Below are 23,183 nucleotides of genomic sequence, written 5' to 3'. Positions count from 1 at the left end.
GGGACAAAGCCCGCCGCAGGCGCCCGGGCCGTATGCCCGTGCTCGCTACGGCTCGTTCGTCGGCTGAGCCGCCCGCTCCCCCTCACCCTCCACATCCACCCGAGGCAGAATCAGCACCCCCCACGTCACCAGCACCGCCCCCACCCCCTCCGGCACCAGCCACCACCCCGCCCGCACCCGCTCCCCGTACACCAGGATGCCGAGGGCCAGGCTGACCAGCCCCTCGCCCAGCGTGAGGGCCGGCTGGGAGGCCACCAGCGGGCCGGACTCCATGGCGTTGGCCAGGAGGAAGAGCGCGCACGCACCGGCGGCCACGAACGCGTAGGTCTGCCAGGCGGTGAGGAAGGCCCCGGCGCCGTCCCGCTCGAAGACACCCGTGGCGGACTTCATCAGCGTGGCCGTCAGGGCGTAGCCGATCGCGGAGGCGGAGCTGAACAGGGCCGCGCGCGCCCTGCCGCGCGGCCGGGGCAGGGCGGCCAGCACACAGAGCGCCATGGCACCGGCGGTGGCGAACAGGGTCAGCGCCCACAGGCCGGGGGAGGCGGTGGCGCGCCCGCCGCCCGGCGCGGCCGCCGCCAGCGCCAGGCCGAGCCCGGCGGCGACCATGACGGACGCCGCCCAGCCGGCCGCCGGCAGCCGCCGCCGGGCCAGCGCACCGGCGATGAGGAGGGTGAAGGGGAGTTCGAGCACGAGGAGCGGCTGGACGAGCGACAGCGAACCGAGCGTCAGGGCCAGCGCCTGGCACGCCGCCGCGCCGACGATCACGGCGACGCCGCCGAGCCACGCCGGGCTGCGCAGCAGATGCCGGACGAGCCGCACGCTGAAGGCGTCGCCCGGCGGCACGGTCCGCGCCGCCACGCGCTGGAGCACCGTCCCCGTGGCGTTGCCCACGGCCGCCAGCAGGGCGAACAGCGCGGAGAACAGGGCCATGGGTCGGTTCCTCGAGTTCCGGGGTGCCGGTCGCCGGTCGCCGGTCGCCGGTCGCCGGTCGCCGGTCCGGCCGGACGGCCCGGCCACTGGCCGCAACGGTCGCAGAGTGACCGCGCGCACCGGGGCCGCACCACCGGGCGGGGACGGCGACCACACGATCGGGCGCGTCCGGCGCCGCGCTCCGGTACGTACGGGAGCGCCCGGGGCCGGGCGGCTCGGACGGGGCGGACCGGCCACCCGGCACCCGGAACGTCCGGGGCGGCGTGCGGGCTACAGCGCCCGGCGCATACAGACCCGGGGCCAGCGGTCCAGTCCGTGGGCCGCCTCCGCCTCGCGGATCTCGCGGAGGCCAGGGGTGAGCTCCGCGTCCGGGACGGGGCCGAAGCCGCACCGCTCGTAGTACGGGCCGTTCCACGCCACCTCGGTGAACGTCGTCAGGGTGAGCGCCGGGGCACCGCGCTCCTTCGCCCAGCCGCCGACGTGTTCGATGAGGCCCGCGCCGACGCGCCGCCGGCCGTGCGCGGGGTCCACGGAGATCTGCTCGATGTGCGCGCAGCCGTCGACGAGGTCGACGACGACATAGCCGACGGCGACGTCCCGGTCGTCCGTGTGCACCCAGGCGCGGTCGGCGTCGATGTACTGCCGGAGCACTTCCGGGGACGGCGGCTCGTCCTCCGCGACCGCTGTCATGTCGATCTCGGAGAACAGCCTTCCGGCGGCCCGCTCGATGTCCCGCAGCCGCGGGATCTCTTCTCTTCTGGCTTGACGGATCACGGAGTGCATCGTCATCCCGGCACGGCCGCCGGTGCAAGCCCGTCGACGGGCCGGGGCACGGACCTCCGGGTCTCGGTCATTTCCCCGGGCGGGACGAGCCCACGGGCGCGGGCGACCTGGGACGACGGCGCCCCGGCGGGCCGCCGCGGCGGGGCGCGGCCGAAAATCGCTTAACGCGCAGCCGGGAGCGGCCCGATACTCCGACGCACGGGACCGGCCGCACCGCCGGCCCGGGCACCTTGTCCGCCCAGTGGTTCCGACAGGGGGGGTGAGCGCCTTGCCCGGAGGCTTCGTCCGCCTGCCGCGCCGGTGCGCGGTCGCCGTGGCCGTGACCACCGCGGCGCTGACCCTGGCGGTACCGGCGCGGGCGTCCGCCGCCGAGCCGCCGCCGTGCCGGGCGCGTCCCGCCGAAGCGCATGTGGACTGGACCGGGAGGAACTTCACCGGCGACTTCTGGTGCGAGCTGGAGCCCGGGTGGATACGCATCCAGTCGCGCTCCACCAGCGCGGTCATCGGGCGCATGGAGTTCTCCCCCGGCTGGCTGGTCTGCTGGAAGAAGGGCAGCGACTACCTCGGTGACGACCGCTGGTACTACACGCAGGGCGACCGGGTGCTGGCGAGCCCGGCGTCGAAGGCGTGGGGCTATATGCCGGCGGTCGCGGTCAAGGCGCCGAAGCACCCGGTCGCGGGCATGCCCGAGTGCCCCTGGACCGACGGCTCCTCGTCCCCCGCGCCTCGGTGAGGGCCGCCCCCGCTTCGCGGGACGCGAGAGGAGCTTCGCTTGAGACGGGACTCGTCGGCCGCCCCGGTCCTCCGCTCCCGGCGGCGCGGTCGTGGCGCCTTGGGCGCGGCCGTGGCGGGCGCGCTGGTGTCCGGGTCCGTGCTGCTCGGCCCCGCGCCGCCGGCGGCGGCAGCGGGCGTCTGCGGGATCCGGACGGGGATCGTCCTGCGGGACGCCATCGGCAATGTCTTCGACAAGGCGCTGTACTGCGACAACGAGCCCTCGGACGTCTACGGCAAGGCGGACTTCGGCGCCGTGCTCACCGGCTGGCTCAAGCTGTCCCCCTCGTGGTTCACGTGCTACACCTTCGGACCGAAGGACACGAAGGGGAACAGCGTCTGGTACTACGTGCAAGGCGATCAAGTGGCCGATCTGCCCAGGATCAAGGGGTGGGGTGCGGTGCCGGGCGAGGTGGTGAAGGTGCCCGCGGGGGTGGCGCATCCGTTCCCGGGGCTGCCGAACTGCCCGTGGGTCTGAGGGGCGTGGCGTCCGGCGGGAGCGGGAAGGGGAGAGAGGGCCATGGGATCGACATCGGCGCCGGCGCCAAGATCGGCACCGGCACCAAGAACGGTATCGGCACCGAGACCTCGACCGAGGCTGAGACCGGGCCGTCACCGACTCGCGGCAGCGCTGCTCGCGGCCGCCGCCCTGACCGTCACCGCCACGGCCGCCACCACCGCTGCCGCCGTCGGCTCCGCCACGACCGTCGCCGAATGGCGCCTGTGCATGTTCCTGGGCGGCCACCCCTCCTTGCGGAAGGGGAGTACGGGCGAGGCCGTACGTCACCTCCAGTGCATCCTCAACGAGGTGTACCGGTTCCAGAACGTCACTGTGAACGGCGTGTTCGAAGAGGTCACCGAGGCGTCGGTGAAGACCCTCCAGAGGCAGTTCAGCCTCGCGGTGACCGGTGTCGTCGACGCCGCCACGTGGGCCGCCCTGCATCCTTGACTCCTTTCCCGCCGAGCAGGGGGCCCGCCATGCCGTCACTCTCCCCGACCCGGCTCGCCGCCCGGTCGCGCGCGCTCGTCACGCTCCTGGCCGTCACGGTGCTGCTCGCTCTCGTGCCCGGGTACACCACCGTGGCGCGGGCCGCCCCGCGGCAGGAGGTCAACATCCTGGCCGCGCACAGCGGCAAGTGCCTGGAGGTCGCCTCCGCGGCGGAGGGGGAGGCCGTACGGCAGCAGCGCTGCGTCGGGAGCCCACGGGCCCTGTGGTACCTCCGGGCGTCCGAGGCCGGTGGGGGAACCGTCAACATCGTCAACGTCTACAGCGGCAAGTGCCTCGAGGTGGAGAACTCCAGCCCGGTGAACGGCGCCGCGATCCGGCAGGGGAACTGCGAGGGCAGGCCGGGAGCCGACTTCGGCCTGGCGGACGCCGGGGACAACGCCTGGCTCCAGCCCGCGACCGCGTCCCCGCGCAAGTGCGTCGAGGTCACCGGCTCCTCGCTGGAGGACGGGGCGCCGCTGCGGCAGTGGGACTGCGCGCGCCAGCCGGGTGCCGAGTTCGTCCAGCGGTCCGACCCGGTGCGGGAGACGACGCTCGTCAACGCCCACAGCGGTAAGTGCCTGGGGATCGAAGGGCGGAGCCCGGACGACGGGGCGAAGGTCGTCCAGCTGACCTGCTCCGGCACGGCACTGGAGCAGAAGTGGCAGGTCGGCACCGCCGCGGGCGGCGCCGTCACGCTGGCCAACGTGTACACGGGGAAGTGCCTGTCCATCGAGGGCGCGAGCACCGAGAACGGCGCCCGCGGCGTCCAGGCGGCCTGCGAGGGTGGTACCGAACAGGCGTGGCTGGCACGGCCGCAGGGCACCGGGTTCCACACCCTCGTCAATGTGAACAGCGCGAAACTCCTGGGAATCAAGGCCGTGAGCTCGGACGAGGGAGCGGAGACGGATCAGTGGACCGACTCCGGCACCAGGGACCAGCTGTGGCAGATGGTTCCCTCGGTGGCCCGAGTGGCGGCGCAATCGGCGTGATTCCGTTCTGACGAGTGGGTAGGAAGCAGTGTGACGGGAGGGCGGGGAAATTATCTGCCCCCTGTATGCACTGCTTCCTTGCGAGTCGTGAGTTACGAACGGGCATTCACCGACGCGGGCAGTCCGCTTGGCGGCCACGGCCCATATACTTCGTCGTGGTGGCTCGATGGCCGGGCCGACCGCCCCGACGCTCTCCTGCGCCATCGTCCGTCGGGCGGCTCGCACCTCACTATCATCGTCACAGAGAGCGGGAATCACTGTGCTGATATTCTCCGTGTTGGGCGCACTGGAAATAAATGTCCCGGGGAAGAAGATCGAGATTTCCGGGGAACTCCAGCGGACACTCCTCCAGACCCTGCTCGTCGGTGAGGGCGAAAGCGTGTCCAGCGAGGCGCTGATGCGGCGGATGTGGGGCGAGTCGATGTGGGATGTCCAGCCCAACACCCTGTACGCCCATATCAGCAGGCTCCGTCGCAGGCTCAGGGCGCTGGAGCCGGAGCGCACGGAGCCGCGGCTGACCGTCCATCCCTCCGGCTACCGGCTCGCCCTCGCCGAGGGCGAACTCGACGCCACTGAATTCGTCAGGAAGATCAACAGCGTCGAGGCGGGAAAATTCCATTCCCCTGGTGATTCGGTGCGGTTGTTACGGGAAGCGCTCGCCATGTGGCGCGGCCCGGCGTTCGGCGACGCCGCGCGGACCCCGGCGTGCAGAAGGGCCGCCGTGCGTTACGAGGCGTACCGCCTGCGCGCCCTGGAGCTCCTTTTCGGCGCCGAACTGGAGAATGGCAACCACGCCACGATACTGGCCGAGTTGTACGAGACGCATCTGGCTCATCCTTTGCACGAGCGCTATTGCGAACTGTTGATGATCGCCTTCTATCGCTCCGGCCGGCAGGCCGATGCCCTGGAGATCTATCGCCGTATGTGGCGCCGTCTCGCGGACGAATTGGGCGTCCGGCCCTCGCCGCAGCTCCAGCGCACGGAACAGGCGATCCTCTCGCACGACCCGGCCCTGGATCATCCGGCCGTACCTCCGGACGCCTCGGCCCCGTCCGCGCCTTGGACGAGATGTCCGGTGCTCTCGTGAAGTGAGCTGACGCAACGGGCGGTGGGGCGGGCCCGGGGTCCGGGAAGCCTGTGGTTCCGGTCGGCTCCGGTCAGGACCGGGCCTTCGGGGTGAGGACGAGCTGGGTCTGAGTGGTCTGCCCGACGAGCCGGTCCTCGTCGTCCCGCAGGTCGGTCTGCACCACCACGACGGTCCCTCCGACGTGCAGTGGGCGGGCGGTGGCGCGCACGCCGCCCGAGCGGACCGCCCGCAGGAAGTTGGTCTTGGACTCCACCGTCGACGTGCCCGCCCCCGCCGGGAGGTTGAGGTAGGCGCACACCGCGCCGACGGCGTCGGCCAGGGTCATCAGGGCGCCGCCGTGCAGGGCGCCGCCGACGGTGCACCGCTCGGCGGACCAGGCGAGGCTGCCGCGCGCGACCTCCGGCGTCGCCTCGTCGAGGGTCATGCCCAGGTGCGACGCGAACGGCATGGCGGCCAGGAGGCCGGCGAGGCCGGCCGCCCCGGGCGGCGTTCCCCCGGTGGTGGGCACGGATGCGGTTCCGGGGGTGGATCCGGATGCGGAACCGGGCGCGGAATCCGGCATGAGGGGCCGCCTTTCGGGAGGAGGACGTGGCCGGACGTCAGTCTGTCGCCGCCCGGCGGCGGCTGCCAGGGCTTCGCCACGGCTGATGGCCGGGGCCACGCCCAAGTCCCGAAAGCGCCCCGCGCCGCCTCCTGTCACAGGAGCCGTCGCGGCCCGCCGACGCCTCTCAGGAGCAGCTGCTGCCACTGCTGCAACTGGAGCACGAACTCCCGGAGGAGCAACTGCTGTAGCTGCTCGAACAGCTCGAAGCGCTCCCCGAGTCGCTGGAACCACTCGTGTCGCCGGAGTCCCCGGTGCCACAGGACGCCCCCACGATGATCGCCGAGGACGAGACCGAGGAGGAGGCGGAGGAGGTGGATCCGGAAGAACCGGAGGACCCGGAGGACGCTGAGGACCGTGAAGCCGAGGAGGAGGACGCGTACGACGAGGAAGTCCCACCCCCACGCGCCGTGGTGGCAGGGGTCAGGGCCGGCTTCTCCGCCGGCTGGTCGAACTGCGCGCGCAGCTCGTCATCTGTCAGGGCCTCCGGCCCCCGCACGGCGACCACCCCCGCGAGGCCCTCCGGGTGGAGCTCGGGGGTGTGGACGCTCCATGACCCCCGGTACCTGAGGTGCCGTGCGACGCGCTCGCCGTGATCGGTGCGGGGGACCCGCCACTTGGGCGGCTCGCACGTGCGGGCCACGAGGGCGGCCCCGAGGAGGGCCGGCGCCAGCACGACGAAAGGCAGCGGGTAGGAGGCGGGGAGGAAGAGCAGGACCACGGTCACGGTCGCCGCGACGGCCAGTCCCGCCTTCTGGACCAGAGCGGCACGCGGCCACCCGCGCCGGGTCGCCGGTGCCATGAGCAGCCCTTGGTCGACCAGCGAACGGTCGATCCCCTCCAGCGCCGGGTCCTCGCGCATCTCCCGGCGCAGGGTGCGCAGGGAGTTGCTCCAGTCGGTGCTGCACCGCTTGAGCAGCGCGCGCTCCATCGCGTGGCGGGAGGCCGGGTCGACCACGGTGACCCGGCCCTTCCGCAGCGTGATGCGCCGGTCCTCGTACATCTTGAGGACGGTCGCGTCCACGACGTGTTCCGCGCCGCCGAGCAGATAGGCCACACCCGGCAGGTCCGGGAGGCTGTCCGCGGCGTCCGCCGCCAGCGGCCCGCGCGCGCCGCGCCGCAGACGCGACAGCCGGACGGACGGGAGCAGCAGGCACAGCAGGGCGACGACGACAGCGATGGTGATCATCAGTCAGTTGCCTTTCCGCCGGCGCTCGGCGCGCCGGGAGCCAAGGGCCGCGGCGAGGCGGCTGAGGAGCGGTGGCCTGCCCGCGGAGCCGGAACGGGCGGTACAAGCGGTACAGGCGGTGTGGGCGGTACGTTCGGCCTCCCAGTCCGTCAGCCGCCGGTGCCGCTCCGGATCAGCTTCCAGGGCGCCGGTGCGCAGGACGCCGCGGGCGAAGTCCAGCGCGTCCCGGTGGTAGCCGTCGGTCATGGGCCGTTCCCGGGCGTAGCCCAGGAACAGCTCGTGGAAGCGGGGGCCCAGGATGTCGCGCAACTCGGGCGCGACCTTGGCGACGACGTGCGCGCGTTTGCCGAGCAGCGCCCGGCGCTGGACCTCCAGCCTTACCGGATCGAACCCTTCGGGTTCCGGGCCGCCCGCGACGAGGGTGGACAGCAGGGCGAGCTGGGCGTGCGCGAGCCGCTCCCGGGCGGCGGCGTCCGGATCCGGGGCGGCCGCGGAGTCCCCCGCTGCCGGCCGGGGCGCGCCGGTCGTCCGGGCCACGCCGCGAACGGGGGCGTCGGGTACGGGGACGTCGGGTACGGGGGCGTCGGGCAAACGCCCGTCGGGAACGGCCACATCGGACATGGGCCCGTCGGACATGGGCCCGTCGGACATGGGCCCGTCGGGCAGGGGGACGTCAGACACGGGCACGCGCCCGCCCGGTCACGGCCCGTATGGCGTCCAGCTCGGCCGAAAGCTCCTCCGCCTCCGGGAAGTGGTCGTCCCGTTCCAGGAGGACGCCCGGCGGTGCGACGCGGTCGCACAGCTCCGCCAGGACGTCCAGGACGGGCCGGGTCACCGGGTGGGCATGGCTGTCGTACCAGAGGCCCTCCCTTTCGAAGCCGCCCGCCACGTGCACGTAGGCGAGAGCCTCGACGGGGAGACCGTCCAGCACGGTCGCCGGGTCCTCGCCCCGGTTGACGTGGTTGGTGTGGAGGTTGGCGACGTCGACGAGCAGCCGCACCCCCGTCCGTTCGACGAGCTCGGAGAGGAACCGCCCCTCGGTGAGCTCCTCGCCGGGCCAGGTCACGAGGGCCGCGATGTTCTCCAGCGCGAGCGGTACGGGCAGCGCGGCCTGCGCCAGACGGACGTTCGCGCAGAGCACGTCCAGCGCGTCCCGGGTGCGGGGCACCGGCAGCAGGTGCCCGGCCTCGACCCGTGGTGACCCGGTCAGCGACCCCCCGGCCCGTACGAACGCGACGTGCTCGCTGACGAGCGGGGCGTCGAGCGCCTCCGCCAGCTCCGCGAGCGCGACGAGCCGGCCCAGGTCGGGGCGGTCCGCGCCGCCGAGACCGAGCGAGGCGCCGTGCGGGACGACGGTCGTACCCCGCGCGCGCAGGCGCCGCAGCGCTTCGGGCGGGTCGTCGGCGCGGATGTTCTCCGCGACGACCTCGACCCAGTCGACCCCGGGGAGACCGGCGATGTCCTCGGCGATCCCCGGCCGCCAGCCGATACCCGTCCCCAATGGCACACTCATGACCAACCCCCCGTACCCCCTGCAGTCCGTCACCAACGCGAAGGTAATTCCCTCCGGGGACCTCAGGAAAGACGGGGTGGGGTGTGATCTTGTCGTGGGGCACCGGAGCGGAACGCCGGCGGGCGGCATGCCCCCGAGCACGCCGCCCGCCCGCCTCGCGGTTCCCCCGTTCTCCGCGCCGCGAGGCGGAACGTGTGGGTCCGTCAGGCCGGGGTCAGCAGGCCTTGACGTACCACACGGGTCCCCAGTTCCCCGTCGGGTCGCCGGAAGCCGCCGGCGGGGTCGAGTAGATGAGCTTCTTGTTCTTGTCGTACATGCGGGCGACGGTCCCGTTGCTCTGGTTGTTGTACCAGGAGCCGCCGCTGTTCCAGCCGTCCGGTATCTCGTAGTAGACGTTGCACTTGGTGATCTTCCACAGCGTGCCCTTGTAGTTGGCCTGGGAGTAGCCGCAGAAGTACAGCTTGGGACAGTTGCCGGGAGCCGCCTGTGCCGCCGTCCCGGAGGTACCGGCGGCTCCGGCGGCCGTGGCCGGGACGATCGCCGTCGTCAGCCCGGCGACCGCCGCGGCGGCGGCCAGCCCGATCCTCGTGCGCCTGCGCAGTGACATGGTGATCCCTTTCCTGTCGCGTCCGGGAACCGGCGGGTGCCGGTCCCGGCGCGGGGCCCTTGTCGTGCCTCGGACGTTTCGACGGCGAATCTAGCCGGGCGGCCCGGAGCCGGTCGTCAACCCGGTGGCGTACGTACGCGGGGCACACCGGGCGGGCGCCGTCACGTACCGCCACACCTCGCGCGCGGCCGCGTCGGCCCCAGGGTGGAGGTCCGCCCGGGCCCGGTCCCGCATGTCACCCCAGGGGTGGAGCCGCCGGGACCGCGAGGTCGTCCCCCGCCCCGACGCCCCCCGCGGCCCCGCGTCGGTACGCTGCGCCCATGCGCTTAGGGACAGGGCCGGCCCAACGGCGTCTCGTCGACGTGGTCATCGCCGTCACCATGACGTCTCTGACGATCACCTTCGCGCTCCAGTACCACCCCGGCGCCCCCTGGCCTCCCTTCGACGCGTGGGCGATCGCGCTGAGCGCGGTGACCGGACTGCCGGTGGCCTTCCGCCGCGCCGCGCCGCGTACGGTCCTGGCCGTCTCCTGCGCGGGGCTGGCCCTCTACTCGGCCCGCGGCTATCAGCCCTCGGCCAATGTGTGGCCGCCCATGCTGGCGTTCTTCACCGTCGCCACCGAACTGCCGTCCCGCCGGGTCCTGCCCGGGGCGGTGCTGACCGCGTGCGTGTGGGAGTACGGCGGGCTCTCCGCCCATGTCGTCTCGTTCGTCGTGGCCACCGCGCAGACGGTGCTGGTCCTCGGCCTGGCCTGGGCCTTCGGCGCCGGTGCGCGGCGGCTGGCCGAGCGCAACGGGCAACTGCGCGTCCTGACCCGCCGCCTCCAGCTCGAACAGGCCGCCCGGGCCCGCCACGAGGTGACCGAGGAGCGCATGCGCATCGCGCGCGAGCTCCACGACGTCGTCGCCCACCACCTGTCCGTGATCGCCGTCCAGAGCGGCCTCGCCCGCTACGTGTTCGACACCGCGCCCGACACCGCCCGTACGGCCCTGGGCACCGTGGCCGACACCGCCCGGCAGTCCCTGGAGGAGATGCGCGGCCTCCTCCGGGTCCTGCGCCTGCCGACGGCGGACGGCAAGGGCCCCGATGCCGCCGTGGAGCCTCCGGAGGGTTCGGCCCCCGGCCTGGCGGACCTGCCCGAGCTGGTGGAGCGGGTACGCGCGGCGGGCGTCCGCGCGGACCTCGTCGTCAGCGGCATCGCCCGCCCCTTGCCGCCGGGCGGTGACCTGTCCGCGTACCGGATCGTCCAGGAGGCCCTCACCAACGTCCTCAAACACGCCCCCGCCGCCCGCGCGACCGTGGCGCTGCGCTACACCAGGGACCTGCTCGTCGTCCGCGTCGACGACGACGGGGGCGGGTCCGGCACGGCCTCCGCCGGAGGTGCGGCGGGCCCCGGCGCGGAACGGGTGCCCGGCGGCGGCCAGGGATTGCTGGGGATGCGGGAGCGCGCCAAGCTGTACGGCGGCACGTTCGCCGCGGGGCCGCGGCGGCAAGGAGGGTACGAGGTGCTGCTGACACTGCCGTTGCCCGCCCCGACGGCCGGCGCGTACCGCGCGGACGCCGGTACCGTACGGCCGCGCGCGGGGACGGGCCCGGCCGGCACCGGCCGGGGCGGGGGAGAGGAATCAGGGCCATGACCGAGCGGAGGACCCGCGTCCTCGTCGTCGACGACGAGATCCTGATCCGCGAGGGCCTGGCCGCCCTGCTGCGGGCCACACCCGACCTGGAGGTGTGCGGGCAGGCCGAGAGCGGCGAGGAAGCCGTGGCCCTGGCCGGTGAGCTCCGCCCCGACATCGTCCTGATGGACATCCGGCTGCGCGGGGCCGACGGCGTCACCGCCACCGAACGGATCCTCGCCGAGGCACCCGACCCCCGCCCCCGCATCCTGATCCTGACCACCTACGACCTCGACGAGTACGTCTACGCGGCGCTGCGCGCCGGCGCCGCCGGGTTCCTGCTGAAGGACACCCCGCCCGAGAGGCTGTTCACCGCCATCCGCACGGTCGCCGCGGGCGACATGCTGTTCGCACCGACGGTGACCCGCCGGCTCATCGAGGCGTACACCACGCGGCATGCGGCGCCCGCGGCTTCCGGTGACGTCCCTGAGAGCGCTCCCGAGGAGGACGCGTCCGAGCTGCTGGCACCGTTGACGCGGCGGGAGCGGGACATCCTGGGGCTGGTGGCGCGGGGTCTGACGAACCCGGAGATCGCGGCGCGGCTGACCGTCAGCATCTCCACGGTGAAGACGCACATCAACCGGATCATGACGAAGCTGGATCTGACGAGCCGGGCGCAGGCGGTGACGCTCGCGTACGAGTCGGGGCTGATCAGGCCGGCGGTGGTGCAGCGGTTCTCGTGACGGCGAGACGGCGAGACGGGCTGAGAACCAGCCCGTCCGGCGCTCGCGGCCTCCGCGGCCGTTCACCTCAGGCCGCGAGCTCGTACGCCTCCAGCCGCTTGATCAGCCGACGGACCATCAGCAGCGGGATCGCGCCGAAGAATCCGAACGACATGTCGATCAGCTGCCAGAAGAACGGAATTCCCCGGACCGAGCCGCAGATCAGCGCGAGCGGCACGATTCCGGCACATGCGATCACGCCGAACTCGATGACCCAGATGTTGCGCACGGGGTCCCGGTACGGTCCGTAGAACGCGACCGCGATGACCAGGTGCGCGAAGGCCAGCCAGTCCGTGCCGTACAGCACGAACGGATACTTCGCGTCGGTCGCCTCCAGGCCCTCCCGGACCCTGACCACCCACTCCATCAGTCCCGGCAGGTGCTCGGGGACCGGGGAGGCGCCGGAACCCAGCACCTCCTCCATCCACCGCACTTCGGTGACCAACGGGAACGCCGTCAGCCCGCTCAGCACGAGGCCGACGATGAAGACGACAAGCCAGATTCGAATACGGCGCCTCAGCGCGCCACGTCCGTCCATGATCGGAGCGTACGCCCGCCCGTATGACACCCCCGCACCGGGTCCGACCAGGCTTGATGTGCCCGCGCTCGCGCCCGGCCCGGTGGGGGCGTCGCCGCGAAGGCCCCGTCGGCCGGGCGGCACCGGCCGTCGGCGCACGGCCGGAAAGCGTCGCCGCCCTGAGGAGCCGGGGAGTCGAGAGGCTTCCGGTGCTCCTGGTGCGTGTGTTGTCCCGTGGCCATTTCGTGCGCTCGCGGCCGGGCCCGGGAACGCGACAGATTGAGCGGCGGTGTACAGGGCGGTCCCGCGTCCGGTCGAAGGTTCCCCCGCGCAGAAGGAGACAGCGGAATGGCGCAGAACGGCGAGCGGTTCTCCAAGGATCTCGGTGAGTTCCTCAAGAAGATCACCATGTGGTACGACACCAACCACGAGGGTTTCCGGACCCTGTACGACGCGGCGGTCGCGAACGTGGTCACGTACCCGGACGACACCCCGGAAGAGGTGCGCTGCGACTGGAAGAACAAGGACATCCGGTTCCTGTGCGACTTCTTCGAGGGGTGGTACAAGTGGCGGTCGGGGGTCAACGACGGGCTGGACTACATCGAGAAGTTCAGCTGGCTCAACTACGAGAACGACTACGGCATGGTCTTCGTGACCTGTGGTCCGGGCTACGAGATGACCGCCGACTTCACGCATCTGCAGGGCCTGCAGATGGACGAGGAAGGGCCGCGGGCCCAGAAGCTCATCGAGAAATGGGTCAAGGAGCTCGGCAAGAAGCGCATGGGCGAGTACAAGAAGGAGGACTGGAAGACCTTCAACGACTTCTTCGTCCGGCAGCTCAAGGAACCCCGGCGGGTCGACGCCGAAGGTGACGACAGCGTGGTGGTGGCCCCCGCCGACTGCGTCATCAACATGATCGTCGACGAGCTGACCGAGGACACGCCGATCCCGGTCAAGACGGTGAGCATGAACGTCGCGCAGCTGCTCGGGAACTCCAGCTACGCCGAGAAGTTCCTCGGCGGTACCGCGGTGTCGTGCATCCTGATGCCCGACAGCTACCACTGGTACCACGCCCCGGTGGCGGGCGAGGTGGTGGAGGCGTCCGAGAACCTCCCCGGCGTGTACTACGGGATGCGGGACTTCCCCGGACTGCTCGACAAGGGCAACGTCGGCTACGGATACGACTACTCGATGTTCGACGACTTCCGCCGCGGATACCTCGTCATCAGGACCAGGTACCTGAATTCCGAGGGAAAGCCGGACGGCGAGGGCTACGTCGGAATGGTGCCCGTCGGCCTCAACTCGATCGCCTCCGTGAACTTCCGCAAGAGGTTCAGGGGCCCGATCGAGGAGCCGGTCCCGGTCAAGAAGGGCGAGCAGATCGGGAACTTCAAGTACGGCGGGTCGCTGAACATCCTGCTCTTCGAGAAGGGCCGGTTCCCCGCGCTCCAGCTCCTCCAGGGACAGCGCATCGGCGTCCTTGAGGACCCGCGGCGGGCGGCCGGGCTGTTCAGCCACTCGTACCTCACCAGGTCCCAGCGCCGCCGCCCCCTGGCCTCCTGATCCAGCCGCCGGAAAGGATGGGTGAACCATGTTCCACGACGACCTCGTCACCTCGATACCCGCGAACATCCCCAACACGATGAGCATCGACCTCAACACCCGGGGCGCCAAGAAGGCGCGCTCCTACTCGGGGTACGCGCACATCGACAGCACGGAGAACCCGGGCAGCGAGAACCACCTGTTCTACTGGTTCTTCGAGAGCCAGACCTGCAATCCCCATGTCGCGGTCGCGGACCAGCAGGAGCTGATCAGCAGTACACCGCTGCTGATCTGGCTCAACGGCGGGCCGGGCGCCTCCTCGCTGCTGGGGCTGTTCATGGAGAACGGGCCGCTGGCCATCGGCGACGACGCCGCCGGGACGGTATCGGTGACCTCCACCACCTGGAACCAGGAAGCGCACGTCGTCTACTGGGACCAGCCCCTCGGTACCGGGTACAGCTATTCCGACGCGGGCGAGTACGTCAAGGGCGAGAAGGCCCTCGCCGGGATGTTCTGGGAGGCCCTCCAGAAGTTCTTCGGCGCGCACCCGGAGTACGCGCGGTGTCCGCTGTACGTCTGCGGGGAGAGCTACGCCGGCAAGTACGTACCGGCGATCGCCCTGGAGATCGACGAGCGGAACCGCCGGCAGGAGGGACAGCACCTCGACCTCCGGGGGATATCCGTCGGCAACGGCTGGATCAAGCCGGAGCTGTCGCTCCGCGTGCTCATCGACTACGCCTACACGACCGGCTTCCTCGGTATCGGGCAGAAGGAATCCCTGTACGAGGACTACGCCGTCTTCCAGGCCGCCCTCCATGAGGGGAAGACGAAGAAGGCGACCAAGCTCGGCAACGACCTGGTGGCCGACGTCCTGGCCTACGGGGGCGACTTCGACTTCTACGACGTGCGGCGCTGGGACGACCTTCCCATGGGGGCGCTGCGCGCCTATCTGGACAGCGCGGACGTGAAGAACGCCCTGCACGTGCGCACGGACGTGCCATGGCAATGCGCCGACAACGCGGGACCGGTGGCCGAAGCGCTGGTGAAGGACAACATGGCGGACGCCTCCGGCCTGTACACCGAGCTCGTCGACAAGGGTTACAAGACCCTGCTGTACACCGGGAACTTCGACACCGCCTGCGGCTACCAGAGCACCGAGGAGATCCTCGACGACCTGATGCGGCGCAAGGGCCCGCAGGAGCACGCGGAGTGGCGCAACGCCCCCCGGGTGATCTGGACCCAGGCGCAGGGGGACCCGAAGGGGTTCGTCCGTCGCCGGGGGAACCTGACGCAGGTCAGTGTGCCCGACTCCGGACACGAGGTGCCGGCGTTCCAGCCGCAGATCTGCCGGGAGATGCTCTACAACTGGCTCTTCGACCGTCCCTTCGCCGGTTACGACCCGCAGCAGCCGCTCAAGCCGGTCAACGGCGACGCCGGTCAGCGGAAGGCGTGACGGCGCCCGGGCGGCCGGCTCCGGCCGGAATCACCTGACAGGACCGGCCCGCGGGAATCCGCCTTCCCGCGGGCCGGTTCCGGCCGTGCGCGGACGCCTCCGGCCCGGCCGCCGAATATGAGCATTCCATGACAGAAGGAACTCCTGGCGGGACGCGCCTCTCCCTAGAGGCAGATCATCCCGCTCGGACCGGCGCGCGTCGCACCGGCCGGTACCACCCTGGAGTTCCGCCATGTCCCACCCGTCCCGCAGGACCTACCGCGCGCGCCGCCCCGGCCGTATGTCACGGGCGAGGAAGTGGTCCGTCGCGGTGATCGCCGCGCTGGTCCTGGGCGTGGCCTCCTGGCCGGTCCTCGACCACTTCGACGTCTTCTCCGACAAGGGCGACCCCATCAGCTTCGGGGACGACAAGGGCGGCGGCGCCGCCGCGCGGCCCGCCGACGCGGGGACCCTGATGCCGACGGGCCCCGAGGCCGACCTGAGGGTCGAGACGACGCTCGGCGACGGCACCAAGATCGCTAAGACGACGCTGCACGGCGCGAAGTCGGGCTTCACCGGCAAGGTGTGGGTGTGGGCCCCCAAGGAGTACAAGGACCCGAAGTACGCCAAGAGCGGCTTCCCGGTCCTGATCGCCCTCCCCGGCGGCGAGGGTGCCCAGCAGAACTACTGGATGGGCACCGACCTCAAGCTCCAGTCGAGCATCGCCAAGTGGTCCCAGGAGGGCAAGAGCCTGCCCTTCATCGTGGTGATGCCCGCGCTCAACCCGGACAAGAAGTTCTACCGCGACGGCAGTGACATCCCCGGCCACGAGAAGATGGGCACCTGGCTGACCGAGGACGTCCCGGACCTGGTCAAGGCCAACTTCCGCACCATCAAGTCCCGTGACGGCTGGGCGTTCATGGGCTCCTCCTCCGGCGGTTTCGCGGGTATGAAGGCCGTCCTGAAGCACCCGGACAAGTTCAAGGCCGCCATCGCCTCCGGCCCGGACATCGTGCCGGACTCCCCGCTCTGGGCCGGCCACGAGAAGGAGAAGCAGGAGAACAATCCGCAGGTGCTCGCCAAGCGGCTGGCCGACAGCGGGAAGCCGGACGTCTACCTCGCCTTCCAGGTCGGCACCGCCGAACCGGCGTCGGTGATGAGCCAGGTCAAGCAGTTCCGCGCGCAGTACGGGAAGGGGCCCGTCCACACGATGCTGCACGAGATACCCGGCGGGCAGCACGACGCCCACACCTACGTGCCGAACATGGAACTGGGCGGTCTGATCCAGTACATCAGCAAGAACATGCAGGGCCCGACGCCCGCGTCCTGACCGCGGACGGGGGAGGTGGGACGGCGGCCGGGGTGAAGAAATACCGCCCGGCCGCCGTCCCCCCTTCCCGTTCCGGCTCAGCCCTGCGGCTTCAGGTCCTTGGTGAAGTGGAAGGCGGAGATGGCCATCCGCTCCCGCAGGTAGAAACGGTGCGCGTCGGTGCGGTGGGTGCCCGAGTCCAGGACGAACACATGGGCGCCCGCCTCGCGGGCGTGCGCCTCCAGGTGGGCGAGCAGCTCGTGCCCGACACCGGTCGAGCGCGCGTCGGCCGCGGTCACCAGGTCGTCGACGTACAGCGAGCGGATCGTGCTGGTGTTGACGACGACGCGCCAGCCGGAGGCGCCGACGCAGCGGCCGTCGTCGGCGTAGGCGGCCGTGAACCTCAGGCCCTGGGCGTGGCCCTCCGCGTAGACGTCACGGAGGAGGTCCTCGGTGAGGTGGGGGCGGAGCTGGTGGAGGACGGGGAACAGGTCGGATATGAGCCGGGGGTCACCGGGCTCCAGGTCGATGATCTTCACACGGGCACTCTAGGGGGCGTCGGCCGGGCTTCACCCCCTTCCCGCCCCGGACCCGCCGCTCACGAGGGGCCGGCGGCGTCCGACCGCCTCAGGCTCCCGGCGGATCACCGCCGGGAGCCAGGGCGTGCACCAGCTGGACCCGGGAGCGGATGCCGAGCGTCGCGAAGACGTTGCGCAGGTGGTGGTCGACGGTCCGGTGGCTGAGGGTGAGCAGCGCGGCGACCTCCCTGTTGGTGCGGCCCTCGGCCACGTGCCGGGCCACCCGGAGCTGCTGCGGGGTGAGCGAGGCCAGCGCGCGCGGCCGGGTGTCCGGCTCCGCGCGCCCGGCCGCGCGCATCTCGTCCCTGGCCCGCTCCACCCATACGTCCGCCCCGCACGCCTCGAAGCGGAGCATGGCGCCCCGGAGATGGGCGCACGCCTCGCCCGGCCTGCGCCGCCGCCGGAGGGACATGCCGGCCAGCAGGCTGGTGCGCGCCTGCGCGAACTCGCTCCCCGCGCCCTCCATCAGGGCGAGGGCCCGGTCGAAGGCCGGGTCCGCGGCGCCGGGGGCGGCCAGCAGCGCCCGGCAGCGCAGCGCCGTGGCGCGGGCCTGCCGGTCGGCGCTCACCTCCGCCCACTCCTCGAAGCAGCGCAGCGTGGCCCGCGCCTGGCGGACGGCCCGTTCCCGGCCCACCGCGGGGAGCGCGGGCGCGGCCAGGGCGACGGCTTCCACGAAGTACGGGATCACGCGCTGCCGCCAGGCGAAGTGGTGCACCGAGGAGGTGCCGAGGACGAGCGGCCGCAGCCGCTCCACCGCCTCCACCGGCAGATTGCCGGCGAGGTCGAGCAGGCCCAGGCTCCAGGTCGCCAGCACGGCCGGGACCATCAGGCCGTGGGCCCGCGCCGTCGCCAGGGCCGCCCGCGCGTGGGCCCGGCAGCCGCCGTCGTCCCCGCGGACCGAGGCGGCCATCGCGAGGACGCCCCGCAGGTGCGCCGCGAGATCGGGGCGTCCGGCGGCGAGCGCGGCGTCCAGGCCCCGCAGGGCGTGCGACTCGGCACGCGCGTACTGGTCGGCGACTAGCTCGACCAGGGCGAGGTGGGTGAGGAGCCTCGGCACCGCGGCGGGGTGCCGGCCGGCCCGGACCAGCGCCGAGGTCGCCAGCGCCCGCGCCTGCGGCAGCCGGCCGAGCACCATCGCGGAACGGGAGGCGTGCAGCAGGGCGCGCGCGTCGTCCTCGGGAGCGGTCCGGCAGCCCGTGCGGAACAGGGCGGCCGACAGCCGCCCGTCGCCGCACATCGCCGCCGCGACACCGAGGTGGTAGTCCCGGACCGGGCCGGGCACCCCGCCGTGCGCGCCGAGGCGCCGCGCCGCGGCGAGGAAGCCCGCGCGGTCGCCGGCCGACCAGGCGGCCTCGGCGGTCCGCAGCAGGGCGAGCGCGTCCAGGGCCGTGGCCCGCCGCGGCAGTCCGGCGAGCCGGGCGTGGCACGCGGCCGACGCCAGCCGAGCCGTGTGCGTCGGCTGGTCCTCCGCGCGCTCCGCGGCCCGGGTGAGCGCCACGGAACAGCGGAGGTGCATCCGGCGTGCGGGGTCTCGCACCTGTTCCCTCCTCGCTCGGACGGGGCTCCGGTTCCAGGGATGGCGAACAAGTTACCTGTAAGTAAACCCCCTTGGGGAGTGGGCGGGCCGGTGCGGCCCTTACCGGCCGGAACACCCTGGCGATTTCGCCGATTCGCAGACAAGCGCCGTGGCCGCATGCTCCCCGCAGTCGATTCCTCACCGATGACCGACGGAGGCACCCATGCGAAGGATCACGAGAGCACTCGTCGCGGCGGCGGCCGCGGCCGGCACCGTCATGGCCGGTCAGACCGGCACCGCCGAGGCCGTGACACCCCGCGCGCCGGTCGTGTTCGTGCACGGCTACCTCGGCTCCGGCGCCATCTGGGAACCCGCGCGGTCGGCGTTCGAGAAGGCCGGATACGACAAGTCCGAACTGTTCACCTTCTCCTACGACTTCAATGCCTCCAACCGGACGACCGCGCAGGGCCTGGCCGACTTCGTCGACAAGGTGAAGCACGACACCGGGGCGAAGAAGGTCGACATCGTGAACCACTCCATGGGCGGCATGGTCACGATGTGGTACATCAAGCAGCTCGGCGGGACGGCGAACGTCGGCCGGGTGGCCTCCCTCGCGGGCGCCCACCACGGCACGAAGGTCTCCAACCTCTGCACGATCGTGTCCCCGTCGTGCAAGGAGATGATCCCCGGCTCGGAGTTCCTCACCACCCTGACGGTGGGCGACGAGACCCCCGGCCCCGTCGCCTACCGCACCTGGTACTCGCCCTGCGACGAGATCATCAACCCCTTCACGAGCACCGTGCTCGACGGCGCCGTCAACACCTTCGTCCTGTGCGAGGAACACCTCGCCTACCTGGTCGACGGCTCGCTGCTGTCGCAGGTCGCCGCGTTCGTCAAGGGCGCCTGACGGCCGCGCGGCACGGCACCCGGCGGCCGTCGCGGACGGCCGCCGTCAGCCGGTGAGCCGGGTGAACGCCCGGTCCAGCGCGGCGTCCGGCAGCAGCCGGGACAGCACCGCGGCCGTCCGGGCATCGGTGCCGACGTGGTAGCGGGTCCTGGCCCGAGGGGCGGTCAGCGCCCGGAAGACCGTGCGCGCGAAGTCCTCGGGCCGGGTCCCGCTCGTCCGCGCCCGCTCCTCGTTCATGTCCAGGAAGCGTTCGAACGACGCCCGGTAGAGGCCGGCGACCTCCTCGGGCGCCCGGCCCAGGAGCTCCTCGCCGGCCTCCCGCACCTTGTCCCAGATCGGTGTCGCGATCGTGCCCGGCCGCACCACCGACACCGAGACGCCGAAGGGCCGCAGCTCGCGCCGGAGGACGTCGCTCATGCCCTCCTTGGCGAACTGCCCCGTGGCGTAGGCGCCGAGGTAGGGCATCGCGACGGCGCCCAGGCCCGAGGAGACGTTGACGACGCGCCCCCGGGCGCGCCGCAGCTGCGGCAGGAACGCCTGGGTGACGGCGACCGCCCCGACGACGTTGGTGTCCAGCTGTGCCCGGAGCCGTTCGGGCGGGACGCACTCCAGCGGTGCCGACACGCACGTACCGGCGTTGTTCACCACCGCCCACACGCCCTGCCCGCCCGTCGCGTCGGCGACCTCGGCCGCCGCCGTCCGGACGGAGTCCTCGTCGGTCACGTCCAGGATCACCGGCCGCAGCCGGGCGGAGGACGCCTCGGCGCGCAGCTTCTCGCCGTCCTCCGCCCTGCGGACACCGGCGAAGACGCGGAAGCCGCGCCGCTCCAGATGGAGCGCGCACTCCTCGCCGAGCCCGGAGGAGGCCCCGGTGAGGACTACGGCGCGGCCGGCCGGAGGGATGGGCTTCGACTGTCGGATCAACTGCTCTCTCCTTATCGCGAGTTCTTGTGTCTGCCGCGGGTGCGGGTCAATCGAGGACGGCGGCCAGTACGACGCGCACGGACTCGTCGGCGAGCCGCTCCGCGCGCGCGGCCGGTACGAGCCCGTCGACGTAGCTGAAATTCCACGCGAGGCGGCCGTGGCTGGTGGTGGCGGTCGCCACGACGGCACCCGTCACCGAGACGGCCGCGACCACCTGGGTGCCGGAGACGCGCCAGGGGCCCACCAGATCGGGGAAGTCGTAACGGCCGAGGTTGGACAGGCACAGGTTGAGCGGCCCCCGCTCGTCCATGTACCGCATGAACGGCTCGCCGTCCGCCGACGACTTCGGCCCCACCCGCTCCAGCAGGTTGACCACGGCCAGGTGCTCCTCGCGCTTCCGGCGCTCCGTCAGCTCCCGGACGACGGCCCCGGCCAGCGGCCACAGCGGCCCGCCCGGCCGGTACAGGACGCGGGACGGGAGGGTGGCCGCGTACGAGCCCGCCTCGCCGGGGGCGACGGCGGGCTCCAGCTCGGCCCGGAAGTCGACGGGCGAGCCGATCGAGAAGTACGCGGGCTCCGTGGTGCCCGCCTCCCGGGCGACGGCGGTGACCATGGCGGCGGCGAGCGCCCCGTGCACCGTGGTCCCGTGCCGCTTGCACGCCCTCCTCAGCAGCTCCAGCTGCCCCGCGTCCAGGGACCTGGGCAGCCACCGGGTGCGCCGCTCCCCGAAGGGCACGGGTCCGCTGGGCACCACCCGGCGCGGTCGCAGCCGCGCGGCCTCCCGCTCGTCGCGCTCCAGCAGGGCCGTAAGCCGGTCCGCGCCCTCGGCGCCCCGGTGCCGGGCGGGCAGCAGGTCCTCCGCCGCGGGCAGCACCCGGAGGGAGGCGCGGGACGGCTCCTCGCCGGCCGCGAGCCGTGCGGCGGTCTCGATCCACTCCCTGAGGACGGCCAGGCCCGTCATGCCGTCGGCGACGCAGTGCGAGGCGGCGAGCAGCAGGTCGTGGACGCCCTCCGGGTCGTCGTCGGCCGTCTGCCGGCTGATCACGGTGGCGCGTACCAGCGGGCCGGTGCGCCAGTCGATGCCCTCGGCGAGCTCGTGCTCCTCGACCTCGCGCTCCCACCGGGTGCCGGCCGACGGGTCCTCGGGCGGCACCACGACGTGGCGCAGCGGGATCGGCCGCCCGGCCACCGGCCGGAAGGCGGGCTCCGCCCCTTCCTCGTCACCGGTGATCGCGACCCGCAGCAGGGGGTGCCGGGCCTGGACGACGTCGAGGGCGCGGCGCAGCAGCGGCAGCGGCGCGGGGCCGTGCAGCCGGGCCCGGATGACGCCGCTGAGCGGTGAGGTCCGGTCGGCCGTCCAGTACCAGCGCTCCAGCGGGCTGAGCGGGCGCCGCACGCGCGGCTCCGGGCCGGGGACGCCGGGGAAGGTGAGGGCCTCCTCGTTCTGCCGGGCGAGCTCCTCACGGGGCGTCAGCCGGAAGTAGTCGTCCCGCACCTTCCGCAGGCCGGGTGTGCCGGCCTGTTCGAGGTCGCTCATCGCCCGGGAGGCGGCGACCATGGCCCGGGTGCGGTCGCGGCGCCGGTCCTCGTACGTGCGCAGGGCGAGCGGCAGGTCGTCCAGGGCCCCCGGCTCGGCGAGGGTGTGCGCGAGGACGACGGCGTCCTCGACGGCCATGGCCGACCCCTGGCCGAGCGTGGTCAGCATGGGGTGGGCGGCGTCGCCGAGCAGGGTCACGGGCCCGTCGCCCCAGCGCTCCAGGAAGGCGCGGTCGCGGGAGGGCACGGCGATGACGTCCTCCGCCGGGGTGGCCTCGATCACCGCCCGCACCTCGTCGGCCCATCCCTCGTACGCCCGGACGATCTCGTCCTTGGTGCCGTCCCAGGTGTGCGAGCGGGCGGCGGGCATGGCCTTGGTGCCCCACCAGTAGTAGCGGCCGTGACCGATGTCGATGAGGCCGAACCGCTGCCCGCTGCCCCAGTAGTGGCGCACGGCGCCCGGGGTGAGCACCGGGTGGTCGAAGGGCACGATGCCGAGCCAGCAGACGTAGCCGCTGTCCTCGGAGGGCTCGGCGCCGCCGGTGAGCCGCGCGCGCACCGCCGAGTGGAAGCCGTCGGCGCCGATCAGGAGGTCGCCGCGGGCCGAACTCCCGTCCTCGAAACGGACGGTGACGCCCGCCTCGTCGGTCTCGTAACCGGTGGCGGCCGCGCCCAGATGGACGGGGAGGCCGCCGGCCGCGTCGAGCAGGGCCTCCTGGAGGTCCGAGCGGCTCAGGCAGACGCTCGGCGCGCCCACCTTGTCGCAGACCTCCTTGAAGGGGATGTCGCGTATCTCCTCGCCGGTGTGGTCCATGACCACGAACGACTCCACGACCCGGCCGCGCTTCTCCAGGCCGAGATCGATGCCGAGGGTGGCCAGCGCGGCGACGGCGTTGCTCATCACGGAGAGGCCGGACCCCGCCGCGCGCAGCTCGCCCGCGCGCTCGTACACCTCGACCCGGAGGCCGGCCTTGCGGAGGGCGACGGCGCAGGCCAGGCCGCCGATGCCGGCGCCGATGACGAGGGCCTTGGCGGGCGCCCGGTCGCGTGCGTGTCCCGTCATGGT

Annotated in this window: 21 protein-coding genes and 1 pseudogene; 11 read left to right on the top strand and 11 right to left on the bottom strand. The window is 72.6% G+C overall.

Going from position 1 to position 23,183, the window contains the following annotated elements; translation table 11 throughout:
* Positions 1-45 precede the first annotated feature (45 nt).
* Both LUZ64_RS20040 and LUZ64_RS20035 read right to left on the bottom strand, forming a co-directional pair.
* A complete protein-coding gene (locus LUZ64_RS20040; protein ID WP_232398646.1) occupies positions 46-930 on the bottom strand; it encodes a DMT family transporter in 885 nt (294 codons plus the stop codon).
* 270 nt (positions 931-1,200) lie between these two features.
* Positions 1,201-1,704: a GNAT family N-acetyltransferase gene (locus tag LUZ64_RS20035; RefSeq protein ID WP_372478732.1), complete on the bottom strand. Its 504-nt coding sequence runs from the start codon at positions 1,702-1,704 to the stop codon at positions 1,201-1,203.
* Between the two features lie 268 nt (positions 1,705-1,972).
* Between LUZ64_RS20035 and LUZ64_RS20030 the strand changes: the two genes are divergently transcribed.
* The 5 genes from LUZ64_RS20030 (at position 1,973) to LUZ64_RS20010 (ending at position 5,548) form a co-directional block, all read left to right on the top strand.
* Positions 1,973-2,446: a hypothetical protein gene (locus LUZ64_RS20030; protein ID WP_143593344.1), complete on the top strand. Its 474-nt coding sequence runs from the start codon at positions 1,973-1,975 to the stop codon at positions 2,444-2,446.
* A gap of 39 nt (positions 2,447-2,485) precedes the next feature.
* A complete protein-coding gene (locus LUZ64_RS20025; protein ID WP_095583056.1) occupies positions 2,486-2,962 on the top strand; it encodes a hypothetical protein in 477 nt (158 codons plus the stop codon).
* Positions 2,963-3,004: 42 nt separating this feature from the next.
* A complete protein-coding gene (locus LUZ64_RS20020; RefSeq protein ID WP_095583057.1) occupies positions 3,005-3,433 on the top strand; it encodes a peptidoglycan-binding domain-containing protein in 429 nt (142 codons plus the stop codon).
* Positions 3,434-3,462: 29 nt separating this feature from the next.
* A complete protein-coding gene (locus LUZ64_RS20015) occupies positions 3,463-4,461 on the top strand; it encodes an RICIN domain-containing protein (protein ID WP_095583058.1) in 999 nt (332 codons plus the stop codon).
* A 259-nt stretch (positions 4,462-4,720) separates the two neighbouring features.
* On the top strand, positions 4,721-5,548 hold the full coding sequence (locus LUZ64_RS20010; RefSeq protein WP_095583059.1) for an AfsR/SARP family transcriptional regulator: 828 nt from the start codon (positions 4,721-4,723) through the stop codon (positions 5,546-5,548).
* 70 nt (positions 5,549-5,618) lie between these two features.
* On the opposite strand, the gene LUZ64_RS20005 is transcribed toward LUZ64_RS20010, so the two are convergent.
* The 4 genes and pseudogenes from LUZ64_RS20005 to LUZ64_RS19990 form a co-directional block, all read right to left on the bottom strand.
* The gene (locus tag LUZ64_RS20005) at positions 5,619-5,996 is read right to left on the bottom strand and encodes a PaaI family thioesterase (RefSeq protein WP_232398677.1); all 378 of its coding nucleotides are present in this window, start codon (positions 5,994-5,996) and stop codon (positions 5,619-5,621) included.
* 280 nt (positions 5,997-6,276) lie between these two features.
* The gene (locus LUZ64_RS20000) at positions 6,277-7,338 is read right to left on the bottom strand and encodes a TIGR04222 domain-containing membrane protein (RefSeq protein WP_095583061.1); all 1,062 of its coding nucleotides are present in this window, start codon (positions 7,336-7,338) and stop codon (positions 6,277-6,279) included.
* A gap of 3 nt (positions 7,339-7,341) precedes the next feature.
* A pseudogene (locus LUZ64_RS19995) lies at positions 7,342-8,851 on the bottom strand (MbnB/TglH/ChrH family RiPP precursor modification enzyme).
* Between the two features lie 214 nt (positions 8,852-9,065).
* Positions 9,066-9,458 (bottom strand): peptidase inhibitor family I36 protein, encoded by a 393-nt coding sequence (locus LUZ64_RS19990; protein ID WP_095583064.1) that lies wholly within the window; start codon positions 9,456-9,458, stop codon positions 9,066-9,068.
* Between the two features lie 320 nt (positions 9,459-9,778).
* Here LUZ64_RS19990 and LUZ64_RS37205 point away from each other — a divergent pair, with 320 nt between their 5' ends.
* Positions 9,779-11,095 carry a sensor histidine kinase gene (locus tag LUZ64_RS37205; protein WP_095583065.1) on the top strand — a complete coding sequence of 439 codons (1,317 nt, stop codon included), beginning with the start codon at positions 9,779-9,781 and terminating at the stop codon, positions 11,093-11,095.
* On the top strand, positions 11,092-11,817 hold the full coding sequence (locus tag LUZ64_RS19980; protein ID WP_095583066.1) for a response regulator: 726 nt from the start codon (positions 11,092-11,094) through the stop codon (positions 11,815-11,817). Before LUZ64_RS37205 ends, LUZ64_RS19980 begins: the two co-directional genes overlap by 4 nt.
* A gap of 67 nt (positions 11,818-11,884) precedes the next feature.
* Here the strand turns inward: LUZ64_RS19980 and LUZ64_RS19975 are convergent, their stop codons facing one another.
* Positions 11,885-12,394 carry a hypothetical protein gene (locus LUZ64_RS19975; protein ID WP_095583067.1) on the bottom strand — a complete coding sequence of 170 codons (510 nt, stop codon included), beginning with the start codon at positions 12,392-12,394 and terminating at the stop codon, positions 11,885-11,887.
* Between the two features lie 327 nt (positions 12,395-12,721).
* Here LUZ64_RS19975 and LUZ64_RS19970 point away from each other — a divergent pair, with 327 nt between their 5' ends.
* The 3 genes from LUZ64_RS19970 to LUZ64_RS19960 all read left to right on the top strand — a co-directional run bounded on the left by LUZ64_RS19970 (position 12,722) and on the right by LUZ64_RS19960 (position 16,677).
* The gene (locus tag LUZ64_RS19970; protein ID WP_095583068.1) at positions 12,722-13,936 is read left to right on the top strand and encodes a phosphatidylserine decarboxylase; all 1,215 of its coding nucleotides are present in this window, start codon (positions 12,722-12,724) and stop codon (positions 13,934-13,936) included.
* Positions 13,937-13,964: 28 nt separating this feature from the next.
* Complete coding sequence (locus LUZ64_RS19965; RefSeq protein ID WP_095583069.1) at positions 13,965-15,368, top strand: S10 family serine carboxypeptidase-like protein; 1,404 nt, start codon at positions 13,965-13,967, stop codon at positions 15,366-15,368.
* 232 nt (positions 15,369-15,600) lie between these two features.
* A complete protein-coding gene (locus LUZ64_RS19960) occupies positions 15,601-16,677 on the top strand; it encodes an alpha/beta hydrolase (protein WP_095583070.1) in 1,077 nt (358 codons plus the stop codon).
* A gap of 77 nt (positions 16,678-16,754) precedes the next feature.
* Here the strand turns inward: LUZ64_RS19960 and LUZ64_RS19955 are convergent, their stop codons facing one another.
* Positions 16,755-17,195: a GNAT family N-acetyltransferase gene (locus LUZ64_RS19955; protein ID WP_095583071.1), complete on the bottom strand. Its 441-nt coding sequence runs from the start codon at positions 17,193-17,195 to the stop codon at positions 16,755-16,757.
* A gap of 88 nt (positions 17,196-17,283) precedes the next feature.
* On the bottom strand, positions 17,284-18,771 hold the full coding sequence (locus tag LUZ64_RS37555) for a helix-turn-helix domain-containing protein (RefSeq protein WP_143593349.1): 1,488 nt from the start codon (positions 18,769-18,771) through the stop codon (positions 17,284-17,286).
* Positions 18,772-18,973: 202 nt separating this feature from the next.
* Here LUZ64_RS37555 and LUZ64_RS19945 point away from each other — a divergent pair, with 202 nt between their 5' ends.
* Positions 18,974-19,657 (top strand): esterase/lipase family protein, encoded by a 684-nt coding sequence (locus LUZ64_RS19945; RefSeq protein ID WP_095583073.1) that lies wholly within the window; start codon positions 18,974-18,976, stop codon positions 19,655-19,657.
* A gap of 45 nt (positions 19,658-19,702) precedes the next feature.
* Here the strand turns inward: LUZ64_RS19945 and LUZ64_RS19940 are convergent, their stop codons facing one another.
* Entirely contained in the window at positions 19,703-20,581 is an 879-nt protein-coding gene (locus LUZ64_RS19940) for an SDR family oxidoreductase (protein WP_095583074.1), read from the bottom strand.
* A 46-nt stretch (positions 20,582-20,627) separates the two neighbouring features.
* The gene (locus LUZ64_RS37550) at positions 20,628-23,180 is read right to left on the bottom strand and encodes an FAD-dependent monooxygenase (RefSeq protein ID WP_095583075.1); all 2,553 of its coding nucleotides are present in this window, start codon (positions 23,178-23,180) and stop codon (positions 20,628-20,630) included.
* Positions 23,181-23,183 lie beyond the last annotated feature (3 nt).

The organism is Streptomyces albireticuli (assembly GCF_021228125.1).
Lineage (GTDB): Bacteria > Actinomycetota > Actinomycetes > Streptomycetales > Streptomycetaceae > Streptomyces > Streptomyces albireticuli.
This window is presented reverse-complemented; position numbering and strand designations above follow the sequence as displayed.

Coding starts and splice junctions, on each gene's coding strand:
- LUZ64_RS20040 (WP_232398646.1), bottom strand. CDS start 930: ATGGCCCTGTTCTCCGCGCTGTTCGCCCTGCTGGCGGCCGTGGGCAAC.
- LUZ64_RS20020 (WP_095583057.1), top strand. CDS start 3,005: ATGGGATCGACATCGGCGCCGGCGCCAAGATCGGCACCGGCACCAAGA.
- LUZ64_RS20015 (WP_095583058.1), top strand. CDS start 3,463: ATGCCGTCACTCTCCCCGACCCGGCTCGCCGCCCGGTCGCGCGCGCTC.
- LUZ64_RS20005 (WP_232398677.1), bottom strand. CDS start 5,996: ATGCCGTTCGCGTCGCACCTGGGCATGACCCTCGACGAGGCGACGCCG.
- LUZ64_RS20000 (WP_095583061.1), bottom strand. CDS start 7,338: ATGATCACCATCGCTGTCGTCGTCGCCCTGCTGTGCCTGCTGCTCCCG.
- LUZ64_RS19990 (WP_095583064.1), bottom strand. CDS start 9,458: ATGTCACTGCGCAGGCGCACGAGGATCGGGCTGGCCGCCGCCGCGGCG.
- LUZ64_RS37205 (WP_095583065.1), top strand. CDS start 9,779: ATGCGCTTAGGGACAGGGCCGGCCCAACGGCGTCTCGTCGACGTGGTC.
- LUZ64_RS19980 (WP_095583066.1), top strand. CDS start 11,092: ATGACCGAGCGGAGGACCCGCGTCCTCGTCGTCGACGACGAGATCCTG.
- LUZ64_RS19975 (WP_095583067.1), bottom strand. CDS start 12,394: ATGGACGGACGTGGCGCGCTGAGGCGCCGTATTCGAATCTGGCTTGTC.
- LUZ64_RS19970 (WP_095583068.1), top strand. CDS start 12,722: ATGGCGCAGAACGGCGAGCGGTTCTCCAAGGATCTCGGTGAGTTCCTC.
- LUZ64_RS19965 (WP_095583069.1), top strand. CDS start 13,965: ATGTTCCACGACGACCTCGTCACCTCGATACCCGCGAACATCCCCAAC.
- LUZ64_RS19960 (WP_095583070.1), top strand. CDS start 15,601: ATGTCCCACCCGTCCCGCAGGACCTACCGCGCGCGCCGCCCCGGCCGT.
- LUZ64_RS19945 (WP_095583073.1), top strand. CDS start 18,974: ATGCGAAGGATCACGAGAGCACTCGTCGCGGCGGCGGCCGCGGCCGGC.
- LUZ64_RS37550 (WP_095583075.1), bottom strand. CDS start 23,180: ATGACGGGACACGCACGCGACCGGGCGCCCGCCAAGGCCCTCGTCATC.